12 protein-coding genes are annotated in these 14,664 nt (G+C 69.4%); 3 read left to right on the forward strand and 9 right to left on the reverse strand.

All coding sequences use genetic code 11. The features are described 5' to 3' along the window. Positions 1-51 precede the first annotated feature (51 nt). The 4 genes from O1Q96_RS19625 to O1Q96_RS19640 all read right to left on the reverse strand — a co-directional run bounded on the left by O1Q96_RS19625 (position 52) and on the right by O1Q96_RS19640 (position 6,603). Entirely contained in the window at positions 52-864 is an 813-nt protein-coding gene (locus O1Q96_RS19625; protein ID WP_269249438.1) for an SAM-dependent methyltransferase, read from the reverse strand. A gap of 278 nt (positions 865-1,142) precedes the next feature. Then, on the reverse strand, positions 1,143-2,588 hold the full coding sequence (locus tag O1Q96_RS19630; protein WP_269249439.1) for a glyceraldehyde-3-phosphate dehydrogenase: 1,446 nt from the start codon (positions 2,586-2,588) through the stop codon (positions 1,143-1,145). A 218-nt stretch (positions 2,589-2,806) separates the two neighbouring features. Beyond that, positions 2,807-5,350, reverse strand: coding sequence for a discoidin domain-containing protein (locus O1Q96_RS19635; protein ID WP_269249440.1), 2,544 nt, complete (start codon positions 5,348-5,350; stop codon positions 2,807-2,809). Between the two features lie 320 nt (positions 5,351-5,670). Continuing rightward, positions 5,671-6,603: a hypothetical protein gene (locus O1Q96_RS19640; RefSeq protein ID WP_269249441.1), complete on the reverse strand. Its 933-nt coding sequence runs from the start codon at positions 6,601-6,603 to the stop codon at positions 5,671-5,673. Positions 6,604-6,884: 281 nt separating this feature from the next. Here O1Q96_RS19640 and O1Q96_RS19645 point away from each other — a divergent pair, with 281 nt between their 5' ends. Next, positions 6,885-8,225, forward strand: coding sequence for an aminotransferase class V-fold PLP-dependent enzyme (locus tag O1Q96_RS19645; protein ID WP_269249442.1), 1,341 nt, complete (start codon positions 6,885-6,887; stop codon positions 8,223-8,225). Positions 8,226-8,316: 91 nt separating this feature from the next. Here the strand turns inward: O1Q96_RS19645 and O1Q96_RS19650 are convergent, their stop codons facing one another. Continuing rightward, a complete protein-coding gene (locus O1Q96_RS19650; RefSeq protein ID WP_269249443.1) occupies positions 8,317-9,357 on the reverse strand; it encodes a YihY/virulence factor BrkB family protein in 1,041 nt (346 codons plus the stop codon). 180 nt (positions 9,358-9,537) lie between these two features. On the opposite strand from O1Q96_RS19650, the gene O1Q96_RS19655 reads away from it, so the two are divergent. Both O1Q96_RS19655 and O1Q96_RS19660 read left to right on the forward strand, forming a co-directional pair. After that, positions 9,538-9,996 carry an SRPBCC family protein gene (locus O1Q96_RS19655; RefSeq protein ID WP_269249444.1) on the forward strand — a complete coding sequence of 153 codons (459 nt, stop codon included), beginning with the start codon at positions 9,538-9,540 and terminating at the stop codon, positions 9,994-9,996. A gap of 173 nt (positions 9,997-10,169) precedes the next feature. Continuing rightward, the gene (locus tag O1Q96_RS19660) at positions 10,170-11,030 is read left to right on the forward strand and encodes an alpha/beta fold hydrolase (RefSeq protein WP_269249445.1); all 861 of its coding nucleotides are present in this window, start codon (positions 10,170-10,172) and stop codon (positions 11,028-11,030) included. 87 nt (positions 11,031-11,117) lie between these two features. Here O1Q96_RS19660 and O1Q96_RS19665 read toward each other — a convergent pair whose 3' ends face one another. From O1Q96_RS19665 to O1Q96_RS19680, 4 genes are all read right to left on the reverse strand, one after another. Further along, the gene (locus O1Q96_RS19665; protein WP_269249446.1) at positions 11,118-12,044 is read right to left on the reverse strand and encodes an anti-sigma factor RsbA family regulatory protein; all 927 of its coding nucleotides are present in this window, start codon (positions 12,042-12,044) and stop codon (positions 11,118-11,120) included. Continuing rightward, positions 12,041-12,403, reverse strand: coding sequence for an STAS domain-containing protein (locus O1Q96_RS19670; RefSeq protein ID WP_269249447.1), 363 nt, complete (start codon positions 12,401-12,403; stop codon positions 12,041-12,043). The genes O1Q96_RS19665 and O1Q96_RS19670 overlap by 4 nt, the downstream gene beginning before the upstream one ends. A gap of 335 nt (positions 12,404-12,738) precedes the next feature. Next, positions 12,739-13,335, reverse strand: a complete 597-nt coding sequence (locus tag O1Q96_RS19675; protein ID WP_269249448.1) for a hemerythrin domain-containing protein — start codon at positions 13,333-13,335, stop codon at positions 12,739-12,741. A 1-nt stretch (position 13,336) separates the two neighbouring features. Next, positions 13,337-14,539, reverse strand: a complete 1,203-nt coding sequence (locus O1Q96_RS19680; protein WP_269249449.1) for a hypothetical protein — start codon at positions 14,537-14,539, stop codon at positions 13,337-13,339. Positions 14,540-14,664: the final 125 nt, after the last annotated feature.

Genomic DNA, 14,664 nt, shown 5'->3' on the forward strand with positions numbered 1-14,664 from the left:
CCGGTGGCCGCCGAGCACCCCTGGTACCGGGGTCCGGCAGGGGCTCACGCGTCAGGGTTTACGAGCCACTGCACCGAACTGCGGGACCGTGGTGGGAGAGCCGTCGGCGGGGTGCCACCGCGTGCAGGACACGAGGCCCGGATCGAGGAGGTCCAGACCGTCGAAGAACGCGGCGATCTCCTCGCGGGTGCGGGCGGTGATGGGCGGGGTGGCGTTCTCGTTCCAGAACTTCATGGCCTCGATGTTGCCCTCGCCGCCGAGGTCCGCGTCGGTGGTGGGGTGGGTGAGAACCAGGTAGCTGCCGGAGGGGACCACTGCCAGGATCTCGCGCACGATGTCCTGCGCCTGGCGGGTGTCGAGGACGAAGTTGAGAATGCCCAGCATCATCACCGCGACGGGCCGTCCGAGGTCCAGGGTCGCCGAGGCGCGCTCGACGATGGTGTCGGGGCGGTGGACGTCGGCGTCTATGTAGTCGGTGGCTCCCTCGGGTGTGCTGGTCAGCAGCGTCCGGGCGTGGGCCAGTACGATCGGGTCGTTGTCGACGTACACGATGCGCGCGTCGGGTGCGGACCGCTGGGCGATCTCGTGGGTGTTGTCCAGGGTCGGCAGCCCGGTGCCGATGTCGAGGAACTGCCGCACCCCGCGGTCCTCGACGAGATACCGCACCGCACGGCCGAGGAACTCCCGGTCCGCGCGGGCCACATCACGGATCACGGGGAACATTCCGGCGACCTGGTCGCCGACGGCCTGGTCGACCTCGTAGTTGTCCTTCCCGCCGATCCAGTAGTTCCAGACCCGGGCGTTGTGCGCCACCCCGGTGTTGAGCCTCCCTGAACCGCTGGACGGGGCCTGGCTCTCACTCATGTCTTCCCCTCCCGGACACGGTGTGCGCGTCCTGGGCGTCTGCCGCCGCCGTGGCGCCACCGAACCGTCGTCGCCGCCATTCTGCCGCCTGTTGATCACGACGTCCCGGGATCCGGCGCGGTGCGCGCTCCGGGTCACGGCCGGGAGCCGGTGGGAGTGTGCCGGTCCGGCAGCGTGGGGAACGCACCCGGCGGGGGAGAGGCCGGGGGTGTACGGGAGGGAACGACGTGGTGGGCGGGCGGCGCGCCGCATCGAGAGGCGCGCCGCCCAGGGGTGGATCAGCCCGCCGGGGCCGGGTAGGTCGGGTACTCGACGCCCGACACGTGCTGGACGACGCGGATGACCTGGCAGGAGTAGCCGAACTCGTTGTCGTACCACAGGTAGAGGATCGCGTTGTCGCCGTCGACCTTGGTGGCGCCGGCGTCGACGATCGAGGCGTGGCGGGAGCCCATGAAGTCGCTCGACACCGCGTCGGGTGCGGTGGTGAAGTCGATCTGCCGCTTCAGCGGCGAGGTCAGCGACACGTTGCGCAGGTAGTCGAGGACCTCCTGGCGGGTCGTCTCACGCCCGAGCCGCAGGCTGAGGATCGCGATGGAGACGTCCGGTACGGGGACCCGGATCGAGCTGCCGGTGATCGGCGCCTTGAGGTCCGGCAGGGCCTTGGCGACGGCGGAGGCGGCACCCGTCTCGGTGATGACCATGTTCAGTGGTGCCGAGCGGCCGCGCCGGTCCGCCTTGTGGTAGTTGTCCAGCAGATTCTGGTCGTTGGTGAACGAGTGCACGGTCTCCACGTGGCCGCGCAGGACGCCGTACTCGTCGGCCATCGCCTTGAGCGGCGGGACGATGGCGTTCGTGGTGCAGGAGGCGCAGGACAGGATCTGCTCGTCCGGCTTGATCGTGTCGTGGTTGACGCCGTGCACGATGTTGGGGACGTCGCCCTTGCCCGGCGCGGTCAGGACGACCTTGTCGATACCGGGACGCAGGTGCCCGGACAGGCCCTCGCGGTCCCGCCACTTGCCCGTGTTGTCGATGAGGATGGCGTCCTTGATGCCGTAGGCCGTGTAGTCGACCTCCGACGGGTCGCCCGCGTAGATCACCTTGATCGCGTTGCCGTTGGCGATGATCGTGCTGTTCGCCTCGTCGACGGTGATCGTGCCCTGGAACTGGCCGTGGATGGAGTCGCGGCGCAGCAGCGAGGCGCGCTTGACGATGTCCTGCTCACCGCCCTGACGGACGACGATCGCGCGCAGCCGCAGGCCGTTCCCGGAGCCCGCCTTCTCGATGAGGAGGCGGGCGACGAGGCGGCCGATGCGGCCGAAGCCGTACAGGACGACATCGCGTCCCTCGCGGCTCTCGATCTTGTTGGCACCCGTGGCTCCGGCGACGGCCTCGGCGGTGAAGTCCTGCACCGTGAGACCGCGGTCGTCGGTCCTGTGCGTCGCGGCGAGCATGCCGATGTCGATCTGGGAAGGGCCGAGATCGAGCGTGGTGAGAGCCTGCAGGTACGGCAGTGTCTCGGTGACGGAGAGTTCCTCACCGGCGATCTGCCGGGCGAACCGGTGGGTCTTGAGGATGCTGACCACCGACTTGTTCACCAAGGAGCGGCTGTGCAGCAGGACGGTGACGTCCTGCTCGCGGTGCAGCTTCCCGATGATCGGGATCATCGATTCCGCGATCTCCTCGCGGTGCTTCCAGTTGGTGAACGAGTCGTCATTGACAGTCACAGGTTTATCTTTCGAGCTAGGCGGTGCTCATATGGTAATCCTTCGTCGATCTCGTCCTTCACGCGGCCCTGCCGGGGCGCGATCACGCACCCGGGCAGCCCGCTCCGCAGGCCTGTGGCCCGCCGGAAGGGCGGGCCACAGGGGATCTCCGGCATCGGTCACGCGATCGAACGGTCACGCGGTCGAACGGTCATGCGGCCATCGGGTCCGGCGGGCGGTCAGGGGAAGCTGGTGATCTTCGAGGGGATGGTGTCCGACCCCGACGTCGGCGCCCCCGTGTTGTTGACGACGTGGGCGTACTGCCCCTTTCCGCCCAGCGACACGACCTGGATGCTGTGCAGTGTGATGCCGGTCCTGACCGGCACCTGGAAACCGTGGTGCTGGACGATCGTCGAGTCGGTCGTGAAGTTGCAGTAGCTGCCCAGACCCCAGGCCTCGTGGACGTCCACGCTGTCGGCGACCTTGTAGGCGGCGTACCCGACGATGCCGTCGTGCGTGACGGCGGCGGCGTTCGGCACGTCGTAGGCCTTCTCGTTCTGGAAGAAGATCGTCCGGCCGCGTTCGCCGCTCCAGACCACGTCGTACTTGTTGAAGTGCTCGACGAACAGGCCCGTGGCGAGGACGTCGTCGCCGTTGACCTCGAACCCGTAGTCGGCGCGGTTCGTCTCCCATCCGACGCCCTCGCCGTGGTCGGCCCGCCAGATCCAGGTGTGGTCGACGATGACGTCGTCGCTGTTGACGACCATCGAGTGGGTGGCCAGGCCGGGTCCTGCACCGCCGATTCGGATGAACACGTCCTGCACGGTGGTCGGATTGGCGGCGTGGTCGGCGGAGGCGCCCGGCGCTCCGACCTGAAGCAGCGTGTCGGACCTGGCGGCACCGGCGTCGATGAGGAAGCCCGCCAGCCTGACCCCGTCGACGTCGCCCACGTGCATGGCGTCGACGCCGTTGTCGGGGACGATCGTGGCCAGTCCCAGCCCGAGGACCACGGTGTCGGCACGGTTCACGTCGATGGTCCGGTCTAGGTGGTAGACCCCGGGGGTGAACAGAAGGTTGAGGCCCTGGTCCAGCGCCGCGTTGATGGTCGAGGCGGTCGCGCCGGGCTTGACGACGTAGAACCGGCTGAGCGGGAGTGAGGTGCCGCCGGCGTTGGCGGGCCAGGACACGCCACGGGCGTTGGTGCGCTTGCCGGGAACGAACACCTTGTAGTCGTCGCCGTCCAGGTAGAGGAACGGCTTCTCCCGGGAGACGGGGGTGGAGTCGAGTGTCGTGTACGGGCCGGTGTCGAAGTTCGTCGCCGGGGCGCCCTGCACACCGGAGAACGTCATGTTCCGCACGCCGTTGGTCCAGCCGCCGACCGAGCTGTCGCGGGTGTACCACTGCTGCTGCGAGTACGGGCCGACCGTGCCGTCGATCTTCGAGTCGGCGATGTAGCCGCCGGAGGCCCAACCGTAGCCCGCCGGTGCGAGGTTGAGGCCGCCCTCCACGTGGATCCGGCGGAACGGCGCGGCCTGGGCGACCGCCCAGCGGTCCGTGCCGTTGACGGGCTTGAGCGACAGGTTCTCCGCCGAGCGCCAGAAGTTCTGGGTGGCGTTGCCGTCGAACCAGCCCGCGTCCACGGTGATGTCGCCGTTGATCCTCACGTCGTCGGGGTTGAGGCCGAGGCCGGAGACCGAGGTGTAGAAGCCCAGCTGCGCGTTGATGCCGTTGTACGTGCCCGGCTTCATCAGGAACTGGTAGCGGCCCGAGCCGAACTGCGCGGACTCCTGCTGGGCGAAGACCTGATCGAACTTACCTTGCAGGCCCGGGGTGTTGGGGTCCACCACGATGACGTTGGGGCCGAGGTCGCCGCCGCCCTCGATGGGAGGCGTGCTGTGGGTGCCGGTGTGGACCGCGACCTCCCACAGGGAGTAGCCGTACCCGGTGGCGCGGGCTGTCCCGTGGATCCGTACGTAGCGGCCCGAGCCGCTGACGTCGTAGGAGGCTGTGCCGCCGGTGCCGTTCGTGACGGACTTCAGGGTCGTCCAGTCCTGGCCGTCGTCCGAGGCCTGGACGGTGAAGTCCTTGCCGTGGGCGGCCTCCCAGTTGAGGTCGACCTTGCAGATGTCCTGGACCGAACCGAGGTCCACGCGCACCCACTGGGGGTCGGACGCCTGACTGGACCAGCGGGTGCCGGTGTCTCCGTCGAAGGCGGACGCGGCGGGCGTGCCGGCGTTCTCCGTGGAGGAGGCGGTGGCCGGCCTGCCCTTGGCTGCGTTGGCGCTCGCACAGTCCCCGGCCGGGGGCGTGCCGGCATCGCCGAACACCTGGAACTCCCAGAGGGAGTAGCCGTATTCGGTGGCGCGGGTGACGCCCTGCATACGGACGTAGCGGCCCTGACCCGAGACGTCGAGCGTGTCGGTTCCGCCGTCGCCGCCGGTGACGGAGGTGAGGTCGGTCCACGAGCTGCCGGTGTCGGAGACCTGGATCTTGTACGACTTGCCGTACGCCGCCTCCCAGTCGAGGACGACCTGGGTGAGGGTGGCCGATGCTCCGAGGTCGACCTGGAGCCACTGGGCGTCGGTGCGGCCCGACGACCACCGGGTCCCGGTGTCGCCGTCGACGGCGCTGCCCGCGGGGGTACCGGGGGTCTCGTCGGAGGAGGAGGTGGTGGCTCTGCCTTGGGAGAGCGGCACTTCGGCCGCGGCGGCCGGCAGCTGGAGGGGGAGGGACACGAGCGACGCCGCTGTGGCGAGCGCGATTCCCAGGGATCTGAGTCTCATACGTTCACTCCGTGCGGAAGTGGAGGGGCGGCTTGGGGCTGCCGGGCGCGCGGTACCGTGACCTCCCGGAGGAGCCCGAGAGGTCTGCGGAAGTCCAAAGCCGTTGGGAGAGTGCTTAGTTCATGTGTTGATTTAAGTAATGAATCAACGGCCGGGCAACCCGTCGGACAGGACTTCTTCGCGGACTCGTTCGGTGGCCCCGCCGGATCCGCGAGTCGGCGCGCGCGATGCCTGGTCCGGCCCGCCTTCAGGGGGTGAAGCTCCGCGCGCCCGGCAAGCCGGGCGCGCGGAGCCCTGTGAACCCCGCGACCGTCGCGCCCTCAGCGCATGAGAGCGCCGCGCAGCGTCAGTCCGTAGTTGACGCGCAGGCGCCGCAGTTCCCAGAGAGCGACCGCGGTGACCGAGAGCGGGGCCCCGAGCATGACCACGATCCGCGTGGGGCCCGGCAGCGTGTCGTGGGCGCCGGTGAGCAGGTCCACCAGTGTCATCTCCCACACGAGCGCCGTCGCCAGTACCGGAGGCACCGTCTCGTGGATGTCCGCGGTGCGGAAGACGTGGACGAGGGACATTCCGATGCCGTAGACGACGAACGGCAGGACCCAGCCGATCGTGAGCAGCGTGACGACGACGGTGACCACTGTGGTCGGGGCGTTGGTGGCGAACTCGCCGCTGGCGAACCCGGTGAGCACCAACGCCGGGAACACGGCGACCCCGGCGATGATCGCCAGCACCGAACCCACCGGCTTGGCCGTGCGGCGCAACAACTCCTGGCGGGCCGGAGGGCGGGCCACGGCGATCAGCAGGCCGACGATCACCGGGAAAGTCACCGAGAGGACGAGGACGTTGATCCACGACTGGTTGAGGCGGTCGCTCGCGACGTCCCCGGCGGAATGGACCAGCTTGTAGGAGAACATCACCCACAGGACGGCGGCCAGACCCACGATGCTGCGGATCTTCTGGATACGGGCGACCACCGCGTCGTCGACGCGCCCCGGCCGTGAGGGGGTGAAGACCTTGCGTCCGATCGCGATGGGCCCCACCGTGCGCCAGACCCGGCCGGCCCGGCCCACACGCGGCGCGGGAGGCGGCCCGGGATGCGGATTGCCGGGTTGCGGTGGGTAGGGGTGCGGGACGTGGGGCGGGTAACCGCCTTGCGGCGGCGGGGTGTTCGGGTACGGGCCCTGCGGTGGGGCAGGAGCGTTGGGGCCGTAGGGGTCGTACGGTGGCCGGCCCTGCGGATTCCAGGCGTTCATTTCTGTCGTTCCCCCGAATTCGCGACTGAGGTGACGGACGCGTCGCGGCAGTGTATTTGGGTGCACGTGGGAAGACATCCACCCCGGTCGGACGGTGCGAAGGCCCACCGGCGGGAGTGCCGCGGCACATGCCACCGTGGCCACTGGGTCCATCAGCTGTGCGCCGTCTGCGGCACAAGCCTCGCCGTCGAAGAGGTCGGCACACACGACCCGTTGCTGGCCGCCGCCCACGCCGAGCGGTGGAAGGGGATCTGGCGCCGACGCGAGGAGCCCACTCGCCGATGAACCCACCGGACACCACGGCCTGCATGTCCGGGACGCGGCTGTCCGGGCCCGGGGGAGCGGGATCGAACGACACCGGCCGAGCACTGCGCACGGCGCCCGCGCTCGGGGAAGGCAGGGGAGGAGTGCGAAGCACGGACGGGTGGGAAGACACCGGCATGGACATCGACGCCCTCCGCAAGGACACCCCCGGTACCGCGAACCGAGTGCACCTCAACAACGCCGGGGCCGCGCTGCTCTCCCGGCAGACGCTTGAGGCGATGACCTCTCACCTGGAACTCGAAGCGGCCATCGGCGGATACGAGGCCGCCCACCACGAGCGCGAGCGGATCGACGCCACCCACACGAACATCGCCCGGTTGGTGGGCGGTCGGCCCGACGAGATCGCGCTCTTCGACAACTCCACGCACGCGTGGAACGCAGCCTTCTACTCCATGACCTTCAAGCCGGGCGACCGCATCCTGACCGGCCGGGCGGAGTACGGCAGCAACGTACTGGCGTACCTGCAGGTCGCCCGGCGTTCCGGCGCCGAGGTCGTGGTGGTCCCCGACGACGAGTCCGGACAGCTCGACACCGACGCCCTGGCCGGTCTGATCGACGAGCGCACCAGGCTCGTCGGTGTCAGCCACATCCCCACCAGCGGTGGTCTGGTCAATCCGGCGGCCGACATCGGCCGGATCACCCGTGCCGCCGGGGTGCCGTTCCTGCTGGACGCCACCCAGTCCGTGGGGCAGATCCCCGTCGACGTCACCGAGATCGGCTGCGACATGCTCACCGCGACCGGCCGCAAGTTCCTGCGGGGACCGCGCGGCACCGGCTTTCTGTGGGTGCGCCCCGAGGCGCTCGAACACCTCGACCCCTTCGTCAGCGAGATCGAGGCGGCCACCTGGGACGGCGAGCGCGGCTTCAGGTGGCACCACGGAGCCCGGCGCTTCGAGACCTGGGAAGCGAGCTACGCCAACGTCCTGGGGCTGGACGCCGCCGTACGCCAGGCCCTCGACCTGGGCATGAACCGGATCGGTGAGCGAGCCGTCGCCCTCGGCGCGTACCTGCGCGACCGGCTGCAGGCCCTGCCCGGCGTCACCACGTACGACCTCGGCCGCACCCGCTGCGCCATCGTGACCGCCAAAGTGGACGCCGTACCCACTGCGGACGTCGCCGCGGCGCTCGCGCGGCAGGGGATCAACGTCTCCACGACCGTCCCCGAACACACCCAGTTCGACACGGAGATGCGGGACGTCCATCCCCTGGTCCGCCTCTCACCGCACTACTACAACACCGAAGCCGAACTGGACCGGGCCGTCGAGGTCGTCGCCCAACTCGCCCGTACGGCCCGTTGACCTCCACCCAGGCCTCCCGGCCGGACCGGTCGCCCGGACCGGCCCGGTCGCCCGGACCGGCCCGGTCGTCCTCCGGCCGGAGCGGGCGAGCTCACTCCATGCGGCGCTGATCCTCTTCGCTCCACGCGCGGGTGTCCCGCGGCGGTACGTAGGGCTCCTCGCTGTCGGGCAGTCCGCCGGCGATGGCACGCTGGCGGGCCATCTCGGAGTCGAACTCCAAACCGAGCAGGATCGCGATGTTGCTGATCCACAGCCACACCAGGAAGACGATGACACCGGCGAGCGTGCCGTAGGTCTTGTTGTACGAGGCGAAGTTCGCCACGTAGAACGCGAACCCGGCCGAGGCGATCATCCAGATCACGAGGGCCAGCACGCTGCCGGGAGTGATCCACTTGAAGCCGCGGCCCTTCACGTTCGGTGTGGCCCAGTACAGGAGGGCGATCATGATGGTGACCAGGACGACCAGCACCGGCCACTTCGCGATCGCCCACACGGTCAGTGCCTCGTCCCCGATCCCCAGCGCACCACCGGCCTGGCTGGCCAGGCCTCCGGTGAACACCACGATCAGCGCGCTGAACACCGCCAGGATCAGAAGCACCACGGTGATGCCGACCCGGATGGGCAGCACCTTCCACACGGGGCGCCCCTCGGGCATGTCGTAGACGACGTTGGCGGTGCGAATGAAGGCCGCCACATAGCCGGACGCCGACCACACGGCCAGGACGATACCGACCACGGCCATGACCGAGCCGACGCCGCCACGCCCCTGCAACTGCGTCACCGCGTCGCTGATGATGTCCCGGGCGGAACCGGGAGTCAGCTTCTTGACGTTGTCCAGTACCTCCTGCGTCGCCGACTTCCCCGCGATGCCCAGGAGCGAGACCAGGAGCAGCAGCGCCGGAAACAGCGAGAGGACCCCGTAGTACGTCAGTGCCGCTGCCCTGTCGGCGAGCTCGTCGTCCATGAACTCCTTCACCGTGCCCTTCAGCACGGCCAGCCAGGACCGCTTGGGCAGCTGGGTGGGCTCGTCCGGTGCCCGTTCTTCGATCTGCTCTCCCGGGCCCGGTGCCTGGTCCTGCCCGGGCCCCGACGCCGTACCGCCGTCGTGATCGGATTTCGATGTCCTTGCCATGTCGGCCGGGTATCCCGACCTGCTCCGGCCATGCGCCGGTCGGCGGTCCGGCGGAGCCGACCGGAAACGATGGTTCCGCCGGGTTGTAGACAGGCGCGTATCGGGTACCCGCCGCGGTGAAACGAGATCCCCGGGGCGGAACTTCTGCTCCGGGGCACTCAGTGGAAAGGAGTCACGCTGATGAGCACGGTCAAGGAGTCGGTCGAGGTCGACGTCCCGGTCAGCATCGCCTACAACCAGTGGACCCAGTTCGAGGAGTTCCCGAACTTCATGGAGGGGGTCGAGGAGATCAGGCAGCTCGACGACCGCCACAACCACTGGACCACCAAGATCGCCGGCGTGAAGCGGGAGTTCGACACCGAGATCGTCGACCAGTTCCCTGATGAGCGGATTACCTGGCGCACCACCAGCGGTGACACGAAGCAGAAGGGCACGGTCAGCTTCCAGCGCCTGGACGAGACGCACACACGGGTCCAGCTCGTGCTGGACGTCGAGCCGACGGGGATGGCGGAGAAGGCCGCCGACATGACGGGAACGATCGACCGTCGTGTCAAGGGTGACCTGCGACGCTTCAAGGAGTACATCGAGCAGCAGGGCGGCGCGTCCGGTTCGTGGCGCGGCCGCATCACGCCCGGCTGACCTCTCTTCCCTCCGCACTCGGCGCGCGGCAGGCCTTTCACCCTCCGCGCCGAATCACCGAGGACCGGGCTCCCCCGCGGCGGCACCATGCTGCCGCCGCGGGGGAGCCTTTCGGCGTCCGTCCCTCAGGGGCCGTACGCGACCGGTACAGCGGGACGAGCCGAGAGGTTGCGATGTTCGAGGGTTTCGAATGCGAGCTGGTTCAGCTCGGGGAGTCGTCCGTCTTCGTCCGCCACGGCGGCGAGGGCACGCCGGTCGTGCTGCTGCACGGCCATCCGAGAACGTCCGCCACCTGGCACCGGGTCGCTCCCCGACTGGTCGAGCGGGGCTTCACCGTCGTCTGCCCCGACCTGCGCGGATACGGCCGGTCCCGGGGCCCGGCGCCCACCGCCGATCACGTGGGCCATGCGAAGCGGGCGGTCGCGCAGGACGTGGTCGAGGTGATGCGCTTCCTCGGCCATGACAGGTTTTCGCTCGCCGGCCACGACCGTGGGGGCGCGGTCGCGCTGCGGCTGGCTCTCGATCACCCCGAGGCGGTGTCGCGCGTGGCGCTCCTCGACTGCCTGCCCCTGAGCGAGCACCTGTCCCGCATCACCGCGAAGTTCGCCACCGAGTGGTGGCACTGGTTCTTCTTCGCCCAGCCGGACATTCCCGAGCGCGTCATCAACGCCGATCCGGACAGCTGGTACCAGGGAGACCCGCGGAGCATGGGCCGGGAGAACCACGACGAGTGGCGGGAGGCCATGAGAAACCCCGACGTGGTGCGGGCGATGCTGGAGGACTACCGGGCGGGCCTGACCGTCGACCGGCGTCACGAGGAGGCCGACCGGGCCGCCGGGATACGGATCGCGTGTCCCACGCTCGTGTTGTGGTCGCTCCGGGACGATCTGGAGGACCTCTACGGCGACCCGCTGAAGATCTGGGCGGACTGGGCGCCCGACGTGCGGGGGCACGGAATCGATTCCGGGCATCATGTGGCCGAAGAGGCTCCCGACGCGCTCGCAACCGCACTGGGGGACTTCTTCCTCACCTGACGATCCGTGCCCCGTCGGGGGCGCGGACACGCGCCGTCGGCCGCGGACGGCACCGCGGCCTCGGGCGCGGCCTTCCGGCGCGGCCGCTCAGCAGTCGATGTAGCAGCGGATGACGGTGCCGTCGGGGCCCGTGTGGACACGTACGAGATCGGTCAGGTAGTTGACCAGCAGCAGGCCGCGGCCGCCCCGCTGGGCGGGCGGCGTCGGCCGTCGTCCCGCGAGCGGATCCTTCAGGTGCCCCCGGTCGCGGACCTCGCACACCACCTGACCGTTCTCGGCCCACACGTGCACGGTGCCCGCGCCACCGCCGTGCACCACGCTGTTGGTGGTCAGCTCGGCCGCGACCAGCGCCAGATCCTCCAGCCGCATGCCGGACAGTCCGAACCGCGCGGCCCGCTCGACCACGAAACAACGGGCCCTCGGCAGGTCGTCCGCGCCGAAGTCACAGGACTCAGCGGCCTCCGCGAGCGCCAGGGGCTGGTTGTAGAGCGCGACCACCTGCTCGGGCGCGTAGGAGGGGCTGGTCCGCTCGCGGCCGCCGGAGATCACGACGGGATGGGTCGCGTACGCGTCGGTCAGCACCTGCTCGCTGAGCCCTTCGGCGTCGTACGGGCAGAGGATCGTCGCGTCCCTGCCCTGGAACGCGGCGTTGATCAGCGCCTCGTGCTGAGCGCAGGCCGGGTACTCCAGGCCGGAGCGGTCGGGCCAGATCGGCTCGCCGATGATCCGCACCCGCGTCCGCGGATGGGCGTCGGCGAAGACGCGCAGCACCCGGGGGATGATCCGCCCCGGATTGCGGCCCGCCTGGGTCATGTCGATGAAGTGCACGTCCGTCGCGGCCTCGCCCAGGGCCGTTCGGAGGACTGTGAGGTTCGGGCCGGGCACGGCGACCGCCACCGGTTCGCCGGCCTCCAGACCGTCCCGGATGAACGACACGGTGCCGTCCACGTACTCCTCTTCGCCGCGGTAGAACAGCGCGGGATGTACGAAGGGCTCGGTGACCGGGGCCGTCATCGCGACACCACCTCGACGCCCGGCAGGTCGGGCCAGAACATGTCGAGCACTCGCCCGACGGCGGCGGGTGGCTGTTCGAGCATGATGCGACGCCCCTCGGGAAGCCCTTGTGCGGCCACCGCGAGTGCGGACACCCCGGCGACGTCGACGAAGGTGACCGCGGACAGCTCCAAGTGGTACACCTCCACGTCCTCCCGGGCCAACCGGTCCAGTGCCTGTTCCCAGGCCGGGCGCGTGGCCAGACTGATCTCGCCGGCCGCCTGCCAGCCCGTACGATCCGCCAACGGGCGCACCTGCAGGGTGCCCGCGGACTGTGCCGGGAACACGTCCGGCGGATCCGCCTCCCACGCTCTGTCCACGCTGACCACCCCTGGAATGCCGCCGGTTCCCGGTCAGTATCCCCCGTCCGGGGCCCGGCGAGGGCCACAGGAGCATGTCGATGATCTGATCGATAGTAAACCTTCGGCAACGGCCCATGACCACGGAGCCACCGGGCGGGCTCGTGGACCGCAGGGCCCGGTGGTCGCCCGGGCCTGCGTCCTCGGGGCCCCGCGCGCCCGGAGTCACCACACCAGGCAGGGCCGCGGAGAGACCGGGCGTCTCTCCGCGGCCCTGGACGGAGCCGGCGGGCGCCCGGCCGCGTCGGGCGAAGCATGCCGCGGCCGGGGCTGTCGGAGGTCCTGGTCCCTTCCGGTCATCCGTCCTTTCCCGTGGCCTTGCGGATGGCGTCCCTCGTGCGGTCGACCAGGGCGGCGACCGGCCCGAGAGCGAGGTTCTTCGCCGCGGACTCGGTCCCCGGGTGCGGGCGGGTCGGCGCCATGGCCTCGGCGGCCCTGACACCACCGGCCAGTGACGCGAGCCGCGCGGCGTCCGCGGTACGGCGGATGTGGATGAACTCGTACCGTTCCTCCGCCCGTGCGTGCGCCATCACATCGGTGCGCAGAGCGGCGAGCTCGGACAGGAACTTGGGGTCGTCGGTGTCGGCGTCGTCCAGGCGGGCCAGTGTCTCCTTCGCCTCCCTCTCCTCGGCCAGCCGTTCCTCGACCATGGCTTCGCCGCCTGTCACCGACATCCGCGTGAAGGGATGTACGACCTCCTCCTCGGCGGTCTCGTGCACCGCCAGCAGCCGTACGAGACGGCGGAAGGCATCCCGGCGTTCGTCGCCGCTCGTCTGCTCGACCTCGTCGAAGAGGTTGCGGATGTCGCCGTGCTGACGCATGAGCAGCGCCACCACATCGGCCCCGCTCTCCGCGATCCCGGCCCGGCCGGACGGCTCGGTCGTCCTCGCCATGTCAGTCCTTCTCCCTCGACGCCACGTCGGGATGCTCGCCCTCGGTCTGCGAGCGGTACTCGCGCCCGAAGAGCTCCCGGTGCTGTGCCATCACCCGCTCGCTGGGCGGCTCCTCGCCGCCGTGGAGCTGCTCCTGCAGCCGCTCGAACCGCTCGTGCGCCTCCTGCACATAGCCGGTCCCCAGCGTGGTGAGGTCGATCTGAGTGTCGAGGAGATCACGCAGATAGGCCTTGTTGGGCTCGAAGGTGAGCACGTTCGGCAGCTCGGGTGCCAGCACCTCCTGCGGCTCCCGGCCGTCGTGGCGGCGCATCAGGTCGCAGGCGATGTGCAGGTGTTCCAGCTCCATGTTCAGGTGCAGTTCCCAGATCGCCCTGACCTTGGGATCGCTCTCCTGCTCCATGAACGAGTGGTAGAGGTAGCACTCGTTGTACTCGTGGTTGACGAGCTGCTCCCACCACGTCTCGCCCGGGTCGACGAGCGACTCGTAGTGGGTGACGTGCTCCTCCTCGATGAGCCCGATCTCCTGGTAGAGCTGACGGGCGATCGGCTCCATGTACTGCGGGCCGACGTTCATGTAGAAGTTCATCGTCTGCTGCTCGGCCGACATGATCGTCAGCGCGTGCAGCTTGGAGAGCGGGTTGGTGGTGGAACGGTCGTACGGTTCGCGCACGTTGTCGGCGGGGTGGCGGTGGTGGAACTTCGTGGGCCGTCCCGGCATGACCTCGGTCAGGCCCTCGACGATCGAGTCGGCCTTGCGGTGCTCGATCATCTCGTAGAGGTTGGCGTACCGGTACAGGTGGTCGAAGTCCTCCAGCACACCGAACTGGTACGCCTGCTTCAGGTACGGATCGGGTTCCATACGGGCCACCCAGCCGGTCAGGTCGACTGCCACCTGTTCGTACGCGATGGTGGTCTCCAGGACCGAAGCGAGGCCCGGGAGCAGCCAGTTGACCACTTTCTGCTGCTGTTGCTCGATGTAGCGGACCTCGGCCAGCTGCCGTTTGACCTCCGGGTCCGGACAGTGCCGGGCGAACTGGTGACTGAACATCACCGCTTCGACCTCGATACCGTTCATGGTGATGACGCGGCAGCGGGTGTACGGATCGCAGTGATCCGGATCGATGGGCTCGACGTCCAGTTCACGCCAGTTGCGTAACTGCCGCTCGAGCGGGATGCCCCGCTGCTCAAGGGGATTGAAAGTCATCCGAGCCTCCTCCAGAAACTGGGCTCAAGGAGCGGCCGGGTACCGCTGCTTCCTCATCCCAAACAGCCCGCGCGCGGCACAGTGCGGAGGCGTTCGCACGGGGCACCAAAGGCGCCGACATCCCC

This window comes from Streptomyces aurantiacus, from assembly GCF_027107535.1.
GTDB lineage: Bacteria > Actinomycetota > Actinomycetes > Streptomycetales > Streptomycetaceae > Streptomyces.